Annotated in this window: 19 protein-coding genes and 4 tRNA genes; 10 read left to right on the forward strand and 13 right to left on the reverse strand. The window is 71.5% G+C overall.

All coding sequences use genetic code 11. The features are described from left to right. The first annotated feature begins 32 nt into the window (after window positions 1–32). Genes LN037_RS13865 through LN037_RS13880 form a run of 4 tightly spaced genes read left to right on the forward strand, consistent with a single transcriptional unit; the run spans window position 33 to window position 2,518 of the window. Entirely contained in the window at window positions 33–1,019 is a 987-nt protein-coding gene (locus LN037_RS13865) for an NADPH:quinone oxidoreductase family protein (protein ID WP_230753424.1), read from the forward strand. A 51-nt stretch (window positions 1,020–1,070) separates the two neighbouring features. Beyond that, entirely contained in the window at window positions 1,071–1,859 is a 789-nt protein-coding gene (locus LN037_RS13870; RefSeq protein ID WP_230753427.1) for an alpha/beta fold hydrolase, read from the forward strand. Window positions 1,860–1,898: 39 nt separating this feature from the next. Beyond that, entirely contained in the window at window positions 1,899–2,078 is a 180-nt protein-coding gene (locus tag LN037_RS13875; RefSeq protein WP_230753429.1) for a hypothetical protein, read from the forward strand. Window positions 2,079–2,080: 2 nt separating this feature from the next. Then, entirely contained in the window at window positions 2,081–2,518 is a 438-nt protein-coding gene (locus tag LN037_RS13880; RefSeq protein ID WP_230753431.1) for an OsmC family protein, read from the forward strand. On the opposite strand, the gene LN037_RS33575 is transcribed toward LN037_RS13880, so the two are convergent. The 6 genes from LN037_RS33575 to LN037_RS13910 form a co-directional block, all read right to left on the reverse strand. Beyond that, on the reverse strand, window positions 2,515–3,261 hold the full coding sequence (locus LN037_RS33575; protein ID WP_230753434.1) for an IclR family transcriptional regulator: 747 nt from the start codon (window positions 3,259–3,261) through the stop codon (window positions 2,515–2,517). The two genes, LN037_RS13880 and LN037_RS33575, sit on opposite strands and share 4 nt — an antisense overlap. Before the next feature lie 55 nt (window positions 3,262–3,316). After that, entirely contained in the window at window positions 3,317–4,360 is a 1,044-nt protein-coding gene (locus LN037_RS13890; protein ID WP_230753437.1) for a COG4315 family predicted lipoprotein, read from the reverse strand. Window positions 4,361–4,709: 349 nt separating this feature from the next. Beyond that, window positions 4,710–4,781: transfer RNA gene (locus LN037_RS13895), tRNA-Val, on the reverse strand. A 1-nt stretch (window position 4,782) separates the two neighbouring features. Further along, a tRNA-Cys gene (locus LN037_RS13900) sits at window positions 4,783–4,854 on the reverse strand. A 26-nt stretch (window positions 4,855–4,880) separates the two neighbouring features. After that, a tRNA-Gly gene (locus LN037_RS13905) sits at window positions 4,881–4,953 on the reverse strand. 92 nt (window positions 4,954–5,045) lie between these two features. Beyond that, window positions 5,046–5,465: an SsgA family sporulation/cell division regulator gene (locus LN037_RS13910; RefSeq protein ID WP_018330195.1), complete on the reverse strand. Its 420-nt coding sequence runs from the start codon at window positions 5,463–5,465 to the stop codon at window positions 5,046–5,048. A gap of 304 nt (window positions 5,466–5,769) precedes the next feature. Between LN037_RS13910 and LN037_RS13915 the strand changes: the two genes are divergently transcribed. The 4 genes from LN037_RS13915 (at window position 5,770) to LN037_RS13930 (ending at window position 7,785) form a co-directional block, all read left to right on the forward strand. Next, complete coding sequence (locus tag LN037_RS13915) at window positions 5,770–6,354, forward strand: RNA polymerase sigma factor (protein WP_230753440.1); 585 nt, start codon at window positions 5,770–5,772, stop codon at window positions 6,352–6,354. After that, window positions 6,351–7,154 (forward strand): anti-sigma factor, encoded by an 804-nt coding sequence (locus tag LN037_RS13920; protein ID WP_230753443.1) that lies wholly within the window; start codon window positions 6,351–6,353, stop codon window positions 7,152–7,154. Before LN037_RS13915 ends, LN037_RS13920 begins: the two co-directional genes overlap by 4 nt. A gap of 41 nt (window positions 7,155–7,195) precedes the next feature. Further along, on the forward strand, window positions 7,196–7,693 hold the full coding sequence (locus LN037_RS13925; protein ID WP_230753445.1) for a TIGR02611 family protein: 498 nt from the start codon (window positions 7,196–7,198) through the stop codon (window positions 7,691–7,693). Between the two features lie 20 nt (window positions 7,694–7,713). Further along, window positions 7,714–7,785: transfer RNA gene (locus LN037_RS13930), tRNA-Val, on the forward strand. A gap of 97 nt (window positions 7,786–7,882) precedes the next feature. Here LN037_RS13930 and LN037_RS13935 read toward each other — a convergent pair. The 7 genes from LN037_RS13935 to LN037_RS13965 are packed head-to-tail and all read right to left on the reverse strand — an operon-like array spanning window position 7,883 to window position 11,826. Further along, window positions 7,883–9,091, reverse strand: a complete 1,209-nt coding sequence (locus LN037_RS13935; RefSeq protein ID WP_230753448.1) for a tyrosine-type recombinase/integrase — start codon at window positions 9,089–9,091, stop codon at window positions 7,883–7,885. After that, complete coding sequence (locus LN037_RS13940; RefSeq protein ID WP_230753451.1) at window positions 9,091–9,273, reverse strand: helix-turn-helix domain-containing protein; 183 nt, start codon at window positions 9,271–9,273, stop codon at window positions 9,091–9,093. The genes LN037_RS13935 and LN037_RS13940 overlap by 1 nt, the downstream gene beginning before the upstream one ends. A 3-nt stretch (window positions 9,274–9,276) precedes the next feature. Next, on the reverse strand, window positions 9,277–9,627 hold the full coding sequence (locus tag LN037_RS13945; protein WP_230753454.1) for a hypothetical protein: 351 nt from the start codon (window positions 9,625–9,627) through the stop codon (window positions 9,277–9,279). Then, window positions 9,624–9,845 carry a hypothetical protein gene (locus LN037_RS13950; RefSeq protein WP_230753456.1) on the reverse strand — a complete coding sequence of 74 codons (222 nt, stop codon included), beginning with the start codon at window positions 9,843–9,845 and terminating at the stop codon, window positions 9,624–9,626. The genes LN037_RS13945 and LN037_RS13950 overlap by 4 nt, the downstream gene beginning before the upstream one ends. After that, window positions 9,842–11,056: a hypothetical protein gene (locus tag LN037_RS13955; RefSeq protein WP_230753459.1), complete on the reverse strand. Its 1,215-nt coding sequence runs from the start codon at window positions 11,054–11,056 to the stop codon at window positions 9,842–9,844. Before LN037_RS13955 ends, LN037_RS13950 begins: the two co-directional genes overlap by 4 nt. Continuing rightward, on the reverse strand, window positions 11,056–11,418 hold the full coding sequence (locus LN037_RS13960) for a WhiB family transcriptional regulator (RefSeq protein WP_230753460.1): 363 nt from the start codon (window positions 11,416–11,418) through the stop codon (window positions 11,056–11,058). The genes LN037_RS13955 and LN037_RS13960 overlap by 1 nt, the downstream gene beginning before the upstream one ends. Window positions 11,419–11,421: 3 nt before the next feature. Then, on the reverse strand, window positions 11,422–11,826 hold the full coding sequence (locus tag LN037_RS13965; protein WP_230753462.1) for a hypothetical protein: 405 nt from the start codon (window positions 11,824–11,826) through the stop codon (window positions 11,422–11,424). Between the two features lie 161 nt (window positions 11,827–11,987). Here LN037_RS13965 and LN037_RS13970 point away from each other — a divergent pair, with 161 nt between their 5' ends. After that, a complete protein-coding gene (locus LN037_RS13970) occupies window positions 11,988–12,752 on the forward strand; it encodes an XRE family transcriptional regulator (protein ID WP_230753464.1) in 765 nt (254 codons plus the stop codon). Next, window positions 12,742–14,112 carry an Ea47 family protein gene (locus LN037_RS13975; protein WP_504755817.1) on the forward strand — a complete coding sequence of 457 codons (1,371 nt, stop codon included), beginning with the start codon at window positions 12,742–12,744 and terminating at the stop codon, window positions 14,110–14,112. Before LN037_RS13970 ends, LN037_RS13975 begins: the two co-directional genes overlap by 11 nt. The last annotated feature ends 15 nt before the right edge of the window (window positions 14,113–14,127 follow it).

A 14,127-nucleotide genomic window follows, 5' to 3' on the forward strand; every position in this document is an offset into this window, starting at 1 on the left:
CACCGCACCGCGCCGTGGGGCATGATCGGCCCATGCGCGCAGTGCAGGTGAGCAAGCTCGAGGGTCCGGAGGCACTCGAGGTCGTCGAGGTCGACGAGCCGGTCGCCGGCCCGGACCAGGTCCTCATCGACGTCGAGGCGGCGGGGGTCGTGTTCCCCGACCTGCTGCAGACGCGGGGCGAGTACCAGATGAAGCCGGAGCTGCCGTTCGTCCTCGGCTCCGAGGTCGCCGGCACCGTGCGCACCGCCCCCGACGGGTCCGGGTTCTCGCCCGGCGACCGCGTCGCGGCGCTCTGTGTCGTGGGCGCGTTCGCTGAGACCGTCGCCGCCAACGTCGACCAGACGTTCCCGCTGCCCGATGCGGTGTCCTTCGACGTCGGCGCGGGCCTGCCGATGAACTACCTGACCGCCGAGTTCGTCGTCGCGACCCGGGGTCGGCTCGCCGAGGGCGAGACCGTGCTGGTGCACGGCGCCGCGGGCGGCGTCGGGATCGCCTGCATCCAGTTCGCCAAGGCGCGGGGCGCCACCGTCATCGCCGTCGTGTCGACCGAGGGCAAGGCCGAGGTCGCCCGCTCCGCCGGTGCCGACCACGCCGTGCTCGTCACCGACGCCGAGGGCACGGGCTTCAAGGACGCGGTCCTCGCGCTGACCGACAAGCGGGGCGTCGACGTGATCGTCGACCCGGTCGGTGGCGACCGCTTCACCGACTCGCTGCGCTCGCTCGCCCGCGCCGGGCGGCTCGTCGTCGTCGGGTTCACCGGCGGCGAGATCCCGACGGTGAAGGTGAACCGGCTGCTGCTGCGCAACACCGAGGTGGTCGGCGCCGGCTGGGGCGAGTGGGCCTGGAGCAACCCCGGGTACATGCGCCGTCAGTGGGACGAACTGACCGACGACATCGCCTCCGGCCTCCTCGCGCCGCCGATCAGCGGCGTCTACCCGCTCGCGGAGGCCGCCGCAGCGGTCGGCGAGCTGGCGGAGCGGCGGGTCACGGGCAAGGTCGTGATCCACACCCGCGAGTAGTCCGGATACGGTCCTCCCCGACATCGACACCGCCGTCGGGGAGGTCCGATCATGCTCGCCCACAGCCGCACCGGGAGCGGGGAACCCCTGTTCCTCGTCCACGGCATCACCCACCGCCGTCAGGGCTGGGACCCGGTGATCCCGTTGCTGGACCGCGAGCACGAGGTGATCGCGATCGACCTCCCCGGGCACGGCGAGTCCGCCGACGTCGACCCCGGGTTCGACGGCTCGACCCGACCGCTGGTCGAGGCGGTCGAGGGGCTCGCGAGCGACCTCGGGATCGAGCGCCCGCACATCGCCGGCAACTCGCTCGGCGGGCTCATCGCCCTGGAGATGGCGGCGCGGGGCTCGGTGCGCTCGGCGACCGCGCTGTCGCCCGCGGGCTTCTGGTCGCCCGTCGGCCGCCTCTGGGCGAAGACGCTGCTCGGCGGCTCCTCGAAGCTCCTCCAGTCGTGGTCGCGCGAGCGGCTGGACGCCGTGCTCGGGTCGAAGGCGGGCCGGCACGCGCTGCTGAGCGCCCTGGTCGCCCACCCCGGACGGGACCACTACGCGGGGATGGGCGACGACCTGCAGGGCCTCGCCCGCCCGCGCGAGGGCTTCGCGACGATGCTCGCCGCGCTCGACACGTGGACGGCGCCGCGCCGCTCGGACGTCCCGACGATGGTCGGCTGGGGCGCCCGCGACTACCTGCTCCCGCGCGTGCAGATCCGGCGCCTGCGCCAGGTGCTGCCGGACGCCCGCGTCGTGGTGCTGCCGGGCTGCGGCCACGTCCCGATGGCCGACGACCCGGAGCTCACCGCGGAGCTGATCCTCGGCACCGCGCGACTCTCCCGCGTCTAGACCCATGCACGGGTGCTGATCCGTGGCAGGCTGCGGGCCGTGGCCCACGAGAACGAGTGGTACTACTGCCTGAAGCACAACACGGTGGAGCCGTACGACGGGTGTCGCGCGGCCGACCGCCTCGGTCCCTATCCCGATCAGGACACCGCCGCGCGGGCGCTCGAGATCGCCCGCGAGCGGACCGAGGAGGAGGACCGCCGGGACCGCGAGAGTCGCTGACGGTGGCCCACGAGTACCGGCTCACGGTGTCCTGGTCGGACGACCCGGGCACCGTGGACTACCGGTCCTACACGCGGAACCACACGGTCGCGGCGACCGGGAGGCCGACGCTCGAGGGCTCGGCCGACCGGTCCTTCCACGGCGACGCCTCCCGGTGGAACCCGGAGGAACTGCTGGTGGCGGCCCTGTCCGAGTGCCACCTGCTCAGCTTCCTGCACCTCGCGGCCGAGGCCGGCGTCGTCGTGACCGCCTACACCGACAGCCCGGTCGGGCGGATGACCCGCGACGACGACGGCGGCTGGTCCTTCGAGTCCGTCGTCCTGCACCCGGAGATCACGACGACGGGCGGGGCCGCCGATCTCGACGCGCTCCACCACGCCGCGCACGAGGCGTGCTTCATCGCCCGCAGCGTGGCGTTCCCGGTGACGGTCGCGACCTAGCGGTACCAGAGCCGGTGCGCGGTCCGGGCGACGTCGGTGACGGCGCGGATCGTCTCCGCGCGGCAGGTGTCGAGCTGGCGGGTCGGCATGGACACCGCGAGGCAGGCCGCCACGCGGCCGCCCGGGTCGGCCACGGGGGCGGCGACGCAGCTGAACCCCTCCGCGAACTCCTCGCGGTCGAGGGCGTAGCCGTCGCGGCGGATCGTCGCGAGCTCGACGTCGAGGGTCAGCGGGTCGGTGATCGTGGTGGCCGTGAACCGCGTCCAGGACGCGCCCTCGAGGCGGGACCGGCGCGCGGACGAGAAGGCCATGAGCACCTTCGCGGCCGCGACGGCGTGCGCCATGGTCGGCGGCACCCGGGCGGGCAGCTCCGGGATCCGGGCGAGCCGCTCGTGGCCCCGGGCGTCGAGCAGGTCGACGTGGTCGTCGTCGGTCCACTCCGCCAGGTAGGCCCGCGCCCGCGTGCGGCGGTGCAGCTCGGTGACGGCGTCGGCGAGCATCGTCGGGACCTCGGACGCCCGCGCCACGGGACCGGCGAGGCCCTCGGGCCCCGGCCGCATGCGGAAGGTGCCGGCCGACGTCCGCTCGACGTACCCGCCCGCCACGAGCGCGTCCACGGCCTGCCGGGCCGACGCGGTCGGGCGCCCGAGCTGCCGTTCGGCGCTGCGCAGGTCGAGTCCGTCCGGGTTCGCGGCGAACAGGCGCAGGGCGCGCAGGGTGCCGGCGGGGGCAGCGGTCGTCACCCTCCGGAGCCTAGATCGCGGAGGGTGACGTGCTGCTGAGCTGAACGAGTGAAACTCAGTAGCCGGAGGAGCCGCCGGCGTCGCCGTAGCCGCTGCCGCCGCCACTCGCGGGAGCCGGAGCCGCGGAGCCGCCCTGCGCCTGTCCGCCACTCGGAGCAGCGCTCGGGGCCGAGGCGTTCGGCGCGACCGGCTTGCCGTCCGGACCCACCGCGCGCCAGGTCCCGCCGACCCCGTTGCCGGCGGTCTCGCCCGGCGCGGCGTCCTTCGCGAACCGGTAGAGCGGCCAGCCGTTGAGGGTGAGCTGCTGGGTGCCGTCGGGGCGGTCGACCGTGCCCACGCGGCTCGCGTCGATGCCCTTGAGCCACGGGTCGGCGTCCGAGGCCAGGACCGGCGGCCACTGCTCGGCGCAGGAGCCGGTGCAGGTGCTCGCCGCGGGCTTGTTCGAGTCCTTCGTGAACGAGTACAGCGTGTAGCCGTCGCTCGTGGCCACGGTGCCCAGCGGCGTCTGCCGCGTCGCCAGGTTCGCCCCGGTCAGCGAGGTCAGCGCGACCTGGCCCGCACCCGCCGTCGGGGTGACCGCCTGGTCGGACGTGCCCCAGTGGGCGATCGCGACGTAGCCGGCGGCCCCGGCGGCGACCGCACCCGCCGCGACGAGGGCGAGCAGGGCGGTGCGACCGCGACCGCCCCGGCCGCGCCGGTGTCCGCCGGTCATCGGCAAGGGACCGCTCGGGTGCTGGTCACGCGGGCGGGGCTCGACGTCGTCGGCGAGCCGCCGACGGACGGTCGGCTCGGTGGCACCGCGCGGCCCGAGGTCGCGGGGGAGGGCCTGCGGGCCGGACATCGGGCGCTCCGCCGCGGGCCAGCCACCGGTGACCGGACCACGGCCGGCCACCGGCTGCGGACCGGAGTAGGGCACCGCCGCGTGGGCCCCGGAGCCGTACGGGCTCACCGGCTGCGGACCCGACACGGGCCCGCCGTACGGCGCGGCCGGGTAGCCACCCGTGCGCGGGGCGGCGTCGGGGCCGTCGTACGGCCGGGCCTCCCGGGGCACGGGGATGCCGAACTCCGGTCGCGGGTCCTGCTGCACATCGGGGCGCATGGGGGTCCTACCTCCGTCGCTGGGGAGCGGTGCCGCCGCGGGAGTCGGGGGCATCCCGCGGCGGCGCAGCCAGAACGGTAGGGAGCACGGGGTCGCCGACCCCGCTTTGCTGAGAGCGAGCGGCCGGACACACCGTGCAGGGGCTCGTCCGACGCGGCGAACGGCGGCAGGTTCTTCCGGACGGCGGGTGCGGTTGCTCCGTCTGCCGAGGTCACGGTTCAGCAACGGTGTCGCGGGACCGCTCGTCGCGAGACGGGCCCGACCGGCAGCGACCGGCACCGACCCGTCGTCGGGAAGGACCCCGGAACACGACAAAGGCCCTGGTCACAGAAGTGACCAGGGCCTGTTGTGGGCGATACTGGGATTGAACCAGTGACCCCTACCGTGTCAAGGTAGTGCTCTCCCACTGAGCTAATCGCCCGAGGCGGAGGCGGGAATCGAACCCGCGTACAGGGCTTTGCAGGCCCTTGCCTAAACCACTCGGCCACTCCGCCGGGATCCTCGGAGGCCTGCCTCCCCGAGCGGACGACGGGACTCGAACCCGCGACCCTCACCTTGGCAAGGTGATGCGCTACCAACTGCGCTACGTCCGCATGTCATCGGTAAGAAGTTCCGGAGAAGTTCTCCCTGCCGATGACGAGAACTCTACTGCATCGTGCGCGGCCCCCGATCAGGGGGGTGGTGATCAGCTCGGGTCGGTGGAGAGCAGCAGGCCGAGCGCGTGCTCGAGGTCCAGCCAGTCGTCCTCGGCGCCCGGCTCGATCACCTCGTGGGTGCGCTGGAGGAACTCCGAGACCTCGCGGGCGAGCGCGCGGAACGTCGCGTGGCCGGAGGGGGAGGAGAGCTCGATCTCGACCGACTCGCCCTCGGAGGGACGGATGCGGACGTCACCGTCGCCGGCGGCGTCGATGAGGCCCTCGGTGAGGAGGTCGCGGGAGAACACCCACTCCACCCAGCCGGCGCGGCCGGTCCGGAAGGCCGCCTGCACGGCGTAGGGGTCCCGGGTGTCGTAGCGGAGCTCGACCTGGACCGGCACCGGCGGGTTCGGCGGACCGATCAGGTCGAACACGGCCGTGGACCGGATCGTCACGTGGTCGTTGTGCATTCGAAGGCTGCCTTTCGCGCACGCTGCTGTCGAAGAGGGGAACGACCGGCGGCCGAGCCTGTGACGCCGGTTCACCCGGCTCACGCACCGAGCACATCTTAGGAGTACCCGGTCGAGCCCTTACCTGGTCCGCCTCCGTAACGACCGCCCCTCCCTGCCGGAGCGCCCACCGCTACCCGACCGCACTAACCTGTGGCTCGTCGGACCCGGACACGAGGGCACAGGAGGAGGTGGACCCGTGGCAGAGGCGTCGCAGCGACGATCCGAGCCGACTGCGGAGAGTGACGGAATCTCGGACGACGTCGTGGCGGACGCCACACTGCTGCGCGCCGTGGCCGAGCGGGCGCCCCGGGCCCTCGACGCCTTCTACGACCGCTTCTCCCGCCGGGCCTACGCCCTGGCCCGCCGGATCTGCGTCGACGAGACGATCGCCGAGGACGTGGTGCAGGAGGTCTTCCTCCACGTCTGGCGCCACCCGGACCGCTTCGACGCCACGCGGGGCAGCGTCGCGACCTGGCTGATGACCATGGTCCACCACCGCGCCGTCGACGCGGTGCGCCGCGAGGCGACCCGCCGCAAGTACACGGTGCCCCCGGCCGACGACGGCGACGAGTGGTCCGCGCAGGACCGCCTCCCCTCCGGTCCGGGGGCCGACGAGGCCGCGCTGGACCGTGTCGTCGCCGGTCACGTGCGCGACGCCCTGGGCCGGCTGCCCACCGAGCAGCGGGAGGCCCTCACGCTCGCCTACTTCGGGGGTTTCACCCAGCGGGAGGTCGCGAGCATCGCCGGGGTCCCGTTGGGCACGGTGAAATCGCGCATGTTCACGGCGGTCCGCACGTTGCGGGGTCTGCTGGACGGTCAGGTCGAGCGAGGGGAGGGATCGGCATGAGGGCGACGCCCGACGGCCACCCCGAGCTCGCCGTGGCCTGGGTCCTCCACACGCTGGAGCCCGAGCAGGACGCGGAGTTCGCCGCCCACCTCGACGAGTGCGCCGCGTGCCTCGAGATCGTGGCCGGGACCGAGGAGGTCGGCGGCCTGCTGGGCGCGGCCGTCGAGCCGGTCGAGCCGCCGCCCTCGTTGCGGGCGCGGATCCTCGAGGCGGCGGCCGCCCCCGATGACAGCAGTGCGTCACCGCTTTCACCCGGTGCCGGCGACGCCACGTCGTCGACCGTCGTCCCGCTGCAGCGGCGGCGCTGGGTCCGGCGTGCGACCGCCGGGCTGGCGGTGGCGGCCGCGGCAGCGCTCGTCGTCGTGATCGGCGGGCTGGTGAACGCGAACCGCGATCTCGCCCAGGAGCGCGACGCGGCCGCCGCGCAGGCGGACCGGAGCCGGCAGGTCGTCGAACTCGTCGACGCGGCGTCCCGGCCCGGGACGCCGCACGCCGTGCTGGCGTCGACCGAGGGGACCTTCGTCGGGCTGGTCGTGGACCGCGGCGCGGGACCCGAGTTCCTCGCGACGGGGCTGCCGCCGAACGACGCCGCGCACACCTACGTGCTCTGGGGTCTGGCCGGGGGCCGACCGGTCGGGCTGGGGACGTTCGACATGTCCGGTTCGGGGCCCGTGACGGCTTCCGTACCCTCGGGGGTGGCCGGCGGCCGGTTCGCCGGGTTCGCCGTGTCGTACGAACCCGGACGAACGGTGCCGGCCGCGCCGACGCAGGTCGTCGCGAGCGGTCAGCTGGCGGGCTGACCCCGTCGCGGCCCGCACCGACGACGAGGCCAGGGAAGGCGATGACCCAGGACCAGGGCACCACCTCCGAGCGACCGACCGAGCCGACCGCGCCCGCCGCGCCGCCCGACCCGCCGTCGAGAAGGCGCCTGCACGGCCTGCGCATCCGCGTGCGGGCCTTCCGGATGAAGGTGCGCGCCCGTCCGCACTGGAACTTCGCGTGGCGCTTCGGCATCGGCTTCATCGGCACCGTCGTGCTGATCCTCGGCGTCATCGCGATCCCGTACCCCGGCCCCGGGTGGCTGATCGTCTTCACCGGCCTCGGCATCCTCTCGACGGAGTTCGAGTGGGCCGGGCGCGTCCTGCGCTTCGCGCGGCGCTACTACGACCGGTGGGTCGCGTGGGTGAAGCGGCAGAACAAGGTGGTGCAGCTGCTGTTGGCGCTGGCCACGGGTCTGATCGTGCTCGCGACCCTCTGGCTGCTGGACGCGCTGTGGATCGTCGCCAAGCTGGTCGGCCTCGGGCACTGGACCTGGCTGCACAGCCCGATCATGGCGTGAGCTAGGCTGGTCCCTGCTGCGGGCGATTAGCTCAGGGGGAGAGCGCTTCGTTCACACCGAAGAGGTCACTGGTTCGATCCCAGTATCGCCCACGCAGGAAGGCCCTGGTCAGGGACTCGCGAGAGTCGCCGGCCAGGGCCTTTGTCGTGTCAGGGGTCGGTTGAGGCAGCGTCGAGGCAGCAGCGGGCATCAGAGGTCGTCCCCCTCGTCGTCGCCGAGCGCGGCGAGGATGCGGCTCGGGTCGGCGGTCCGGCGGGTGTAGAGGTCGAGCGTGGTCGAGGCCCGCTCGTGACCCATGACACGTTGGACCATGTTCGGCGGGACGCCGTCGTCGACCAGCCACGTCGCGTAGGAGTGGCGCAGGTCGTGGAAGCGCAGCCCGCCGTGGTGGCGCCGGGCGATCTCCATCACGGCCTGGTACTCGGTCTTGGTCTCCAGTGACTGCTCGTCGCCGTCCTTGTCGCGCCACCGGGCCTCGAACTTCTTCTCGCCCAGCTCCCTCACCTCGCCGATGAACCCGGCCCGCACGAGCGAGGGACGCCAGACCCGGGCGCGGAACGCGGTCCGGCCGATCGGGCCCTGAATCTCGTTGGCGAAGACCGGCGAGGTGGACGGCGAGGGCCAGCGCTCGACGTGCTCGGCGACCAGACGGCGGACCCAGCCGGGGATCGGGACGTCGCGCCGTCCGGCGACCGACTTGGGGAAGGGCTTGAACGACCGGTGCCCGGCGACCTCCACGACGGTGCGGACCACCCGCAGGACACCCGCCTCCAGGTCGATGGCGTCGTCCATGAGCCCGGCGACCTCGCCCCACCGCAACCCGCAGCCGGCGGCCGTGGCGATCAGCGCGCGGTGGCGCTCGGGGACCTTCGGGAGCAGGACGTGGCGCAGGGTCGGCCGGCTGATGATCTGCTCGTCGGTGTCGGTCTTGCGGCGCTTCGGGACCCGGACGTCGAGCGCGGGGTTGAAGGCGATCAGCCGGTTACGGACCGCCGAGCGCAGCACCGCCGAGGCGAGCCGATGAGCCTCGGCGACCGTGGCCCGGGCGCGCCGGTGGCCCAGCTCGGTCACCCACGCCTGCACCGACAGGTGGTCGATCTTGGCGAGCGGCCAGGACTCCCACTGCGGCAGCACGTGAGTGCGCATCACCGAGCGGTCCCGGGCAGCGGTGGTGTGCTCGGTGTTCCACGAAGCCATCCAGGCGGCTGCGTGCTCGCCGAAGGTCATCCGGCCCGCGTGCGGGGACACGTAGAGACCCCGGCTCTTCGAGGACTCGGTCTCGGCGAGGAAGGCGCTGGCGTCCTTCTTCGTCGTGAAGACCTTGGAGCGCTGCGAGCCGGTGGGGTCGCGCCAGAACGCCTTCCACTTCCCGGTCTCGGTCTTCCGGACGAAGCCCATCAGGCCGCGTCCGTGGTCGTCGTGCCGTTGAGCCAGGCGTGGAAGCGCTCGCGAGGGATGAGCCAGCGCCGACCCATCCGGACGGCGGGGATGCGGCCCTCGCGCACGGCCTCGTACGTCGCGGAGCGGGCGGTGCCGAGCATCGCGGCGACCTCCTCGACGGTGTAGGTCAGCAGTTCCATGTCTCAGTCCTCCGTGATGAGCCGGCCGAGGTGGCCGAGCTGGTTGTGGGCGGTGGTGAGCTGGTCGTAGAGCGGGCCGAGGTGGCGGTGGGCCTCGACCAGGGCGTCGTCGGCGCGGTCGAGGGCGTCGGCGGGGTCGCGGCCGCGGTCGTCGTAGTGCGCGGTGACGTCAGCACGGCGCAGAGACCGGGCGAGGTAGTCGAGGAGCTGGGGCAGCCGCCCGGTCAGCTCGACGAGGTTCCCGACGACGGCGTAGGCGCCGGGGCCGTCGACCAGGCCGCGGTGGGAGGCGTGGCAGGCGTCCCTGAGCGCCTCAGCAGCTTTCTCGACGTCGCGGGCGACGGGGTGGCTCATCGCGCCTCCTGGACGTTGGCGGCGCGGTCGGCGGCGGAGCCGAGTTCCCGCGCGAACTCGGCGGTGCCGCTCGTGACGGCAGGCCCAAGGGCGGGGAAGGCGGCGAAGAGCAGGCAGACCGTGACGATCCCGGACAGCGCGGCGGGGCCGGCCTTGCTGCTCTTGGCGAGCAGCAGGGTCACCAGGAAGGCGATGACGACGAAGGCGGCGAGGTTCACGACGCCCTCCGCCCGTGGGTCTGGATGCGGTCGCAGAACTCGCCGTAGTCCCCGAGGTACGGGGCGCGGAGGCGGGTGCAGTCGTGCCCGGGAGCGGACAGGTAGGCGATCCCGGGGGCGGAGTTGGCGTGCTCGGGACCGAGCTGGCGGGCGTCCTCGCCGTGCAGCATGACCAGCGACTCGCCCGGCACCCGGAACGAGAGCCGGAGGGCGAACTGGTCGCGGGCGTAGCCGCCGCCGACGGCGTTGGCCTCGAACCGCTGGGCGAGCATCAAGACCCGGAACGCGGCCTTGCGCCCCTCGGACACGAGTCGCAGCACGGCCGAGGTGATGCGCTCGGCGAGCTTCTTGTCCTTCGCCTGGGCCGCGCGCAGCAGCCCGGGGAACTCCTCCAGGACCACGAGCACGAGCGGTGTCCTGGTGGTCGGGGTGACCTTGTCGCGACGGGGCGGCATGGTGTCGAGGCGGCGGTCCATCTCGGCGACGAGCCGGTCGAGCAGTGCGGCGTGGGCGGGGATGTCGCGGGTGCCGGTGGTCTGCCAGTCGTGGTGGGCGGTGTCGGTCCAGGCGCGGCCGAGGACGAGGCCGGTGATGTCGGAGCCGGCCACGAGGACGTCCGGTGCGGCGCAGACCTGGGCGAGCAGGCCGTAGGTGAAGGCGGACTTTCCGGCGCCGTTCTGGCCCTGCACGGCGAGGTGGGCGGCATCGGCGAGTGCGTGCCCGAGGGTGACCCCGTCCTCAGCGCGCCCGAGGATCACCGTCTCGTCGGCGCGGGAGGTGATGAGTCGGCGGAGGGCGAAGGCGTCGGCGAGAGGGTCGGTCCCCAGCAGGATGACCCGGACCCAGCGCCCAGCGATCGGTTCAACCCGCAGCCCTTGGAAGCCGAGGGTGTGGGCGAGGCGCGGGGCGTGGGCGCGGAGGTCCTCAGGCTCGCCGCCGGGCAGTAGTTCGGCGGTGAAGGTGGTCCGGCCCCGCAGGATGCGGGCTGCGCCGAAGCGTGGGGTGCGGACGGTCATCCCGGCGGCGGCCTGGACGTACTGGCAGACCCCGACGCCGAAGCAGGCTTCGCGCCACAGGCCGCGTAGTTCGTCCTCGAGGCGTGCGTGGTGCTGGAGGCAGCGCTGTTCGGCCCAGCGGGCCCTCAGGCCGTCGAACAGGCCTCGTCCGCCGCGCCAGTGCCGGTGCGGGGAGAGGAAGGCGAGCGTGGTCATCACGCGGCCTCCCATCGTTCGGTGCAGCGGGCGCACAGGTCGCCGTCGACCGCGGGCATCGGGAACAGCAGCGAGCAGGCCGGGCACATCGGGTCGGTGTCGGCCAGGACGTCCGGCACGCCGGCGGAGCGGGCGCGGCGGATGGCGCGCCGGTCGGTGGGGGTGGTGGCGGCCCAGAGGCCGTGTTCCTGGCCGGTGTCGAGGGCCCAGCGCAGGCAGTCGGTGGCGACCGGGCAGCGCGAGCAGATCGGGGCGACGGCCATCTTGTGGCGGGCGGCGATCAGGCTGGTGTCGTCATCGGTGGGTGGGAAGAACAGCTCGGGGTCGGTGTCGCGGCACGCCGCGTGGCTCTGCCAGCTCATGACCTACGCCGCCTCAGCGGTGTCGGCGGAGCGGCGGCCACCGGGGCGGGCGGTGGTGGCGGGGCGGATGGCGTCGGCGGTGAAGGAGACGTCGACGCCCTTGCCGCCGTTGCGGGCCTGGCGGACCTTGGCGACCAAGCCGTCGAGCTCGACCGGGGCGTAGGGGGCGAGCTCGGGGGCCTCGTGGCTGATGACGCGGACGCCGTGCAGTTCGTGGCGGCCGTCGCGGCCGGTGGGGAGCATGACGTCGTAGATGCGGACGGGGGCGCCGGTGGCCTCGTCGATGAGGGGTTGGCCGGAGGAGCGGCGGCCGTTGGGGCCGTCTTCCCAGCGCTCCATGGTCTGGGCGTGGCCGGTGGCGACCGGCTGCATCAGGTTGGTGTCGATGGGGGCGTTGAACTCGAACACGTGGGGCTCCTGGAGTCGGTGTCCCGCCTGGTCCGGCGGGTGAGTCCAGGAGACGGCGAGGGCGGGGGACACCCCCACCGCCAAGAAGGGACGTGACGGGACGTCCTGTGGGCCTTAAAGTGTCCCTAGGCGTGATCGAACGTCCCGGGAGGTCCCTCGCCATGTCGACGAATCAGCGGCTCCGTGGCTCGATCGTCTCGGCCGGGCTGCGTCCGGCGGACCTGGCCGAGCGGGTCGGGGTGGACGCCAAGACCGTCGAGCGGTGGATCACCAAGGGCCGGCTACCGCATCGCACCCACCGGGTCGCCGTCGCCGATGCCCTGTCGGTCGATGAGGGCTACATCTGGCCCGAGGTGGTCGACCTGCCGGTCACGCAGTCGGCGAGTCAGGCCGAGCTGCTGGCGATGCACCCGTCTCGGGCGTCCATCCCGCACGAGACCTGGGCCCAGCTCATGGACGGCGCTCGCGAAGCGATCGACATCTTGGTTTACGCCGGGTCGTTCCTCTTCGAGCAGTACGACTTCGTCGACGTCATCCGCCGCAAGGCCAGCCAGGGAGTGCGCGTCCGCATCCTCATCGGCGATGAGACCTCCGGCGCCGTCGCCCTACGCGCCGAGGAGGAAGGCACCAGTGGCGGGCTGCAAGGGCGCATCCAGCTCCACCGCCGCTACCTGCGCGACCTCGACGGTGTCCGCGGTGTCGAGGTCCGCGCCCACGGCACTACGCTTTACAACTCGCTCTTCCGCTTCGACCTAGACCTACTCGTGAACGGCCACGCGTGGGGCGCGCCCGCCGGACAGTCACCGATTCTACATTTGCGGCGAGTCGCAGGTGGTCGTATTTGGGACCACTATATGAAGTCGTTCGAGAGCGTATGGGACATTGCGAAGACAGCAGCTAGGAATCCGCGCTTCTGTGGGCCGTAAAAAGGAGTGTTGCAACTTGACAAATGACGGTGATTTCAGATGCCCGACCCCTACTGCCCACCGTCGCTTGGACGAAGCGCATAAGTGGTGGCACGGGTGTCTCAACAGTTACGACGATGTAGACAATTTTCGGGCCAACTTGAACGCAGGGGTACAAGCACTTCGGAACGTCACCTGGATGATCCAGAAGGAAAAAAGCCTGGTTCGGGATTTCGACGCTTGGTACGCCGCATGGCAAGACTCAATGAAGGCGGACCCCATTATGCGCTGGCTGGTGAAGTCGCGAAACAGAATCGTTAAGGAGGGTGACCTGGAGATTAACTCCACCGCGCAAATGCGTTTCGTCCACGGGTACGAAGGTGCGGCCGAGATCTACGCGAGTGGTCTACCTGATTCGCCAATTGCGGAAGAAGTTGCGCGCACTATTTCACCGCTTACGAGACCATCGGAGTACGCGAAGCGGCTGCCGCACATGGGTCTACCGCGTTATATCTGGCAGGACACGGTTCTCTACGTCCAACGTCGGTGGGTAGATCAAGCGCTGCCAGAGCGAGAGCTGCTAGATGCCCTCGCGCACTGCTATGGATTTCTCGCGCGCATCGTAGCGGACGCGCATTTGCGTGACGGCTACGAACTGGGCGTTCGCGAGATCAGGGGTGCTATAAGCATCGAGGTCCCGACTGAACATCTGTCCGGTCGACTGCCATGCATGGCTTCTACTTTGATGAAGCGGACGAGTGCTTACGCAATCGGCGAGGATGGTCCGGTTTCAATGATCTACCAAAGTCAGGCAGTGGATCTGCCTAAGTTGAGTTTGGATAAGATCGACAAACGATATAAGATCGCGCCCGACTGGGATTCGAGGCTGGCCGCTGCTACAACGCTGTTCGAGCGAGTGCCAGTCTACATGGAGCGTGCCAAGAAGATTCTCGAGAAGGATAAGAACCACATTACGCTGTGTATCCTTCACCAAGACGCTCAGCCAATCGACTTCTTTCCGATAGACATCGAGACTCACGCAGACAAGATGGTGATCTCGCAAATTATTGCTGACCGAATTCAACATCGGGGAGCCGATGGAGCCATCGTAATCGGTGAAATGTGGATCGCCCCTGAGTCCCGAGATGGTGAGGGCTACCCCGTGCGCGCGACCGACAATCCAGACAGACTAGACGCCCTGGCGGTCGTGGCCCAGGATAGGACGGGGTGGGGTCGAATGATCACGTCGATCTACACGCGTCGTTTCGGGAAAGTGCGATTCATCCACGAGCAGGATGAGTCGGGCGAGGACGTCCAGCACGGTCTCCTTTCCGTTGCTAGCAGGATGTGGGCGAGTTGGGGTCCCACAGCTATAGACTAGATGGAGACGCGGAAA

This window comes from Actinomycetospora soli, from assembly GCF_021026295.1.
Taxonomy (GTDB): domain Bacteria; phylum Actinomycetota; class Actinomycetes; order Mycobacteriales; family Pseudonocardiaceae; genus Actinomycetospora; species Actinomycetospora soli.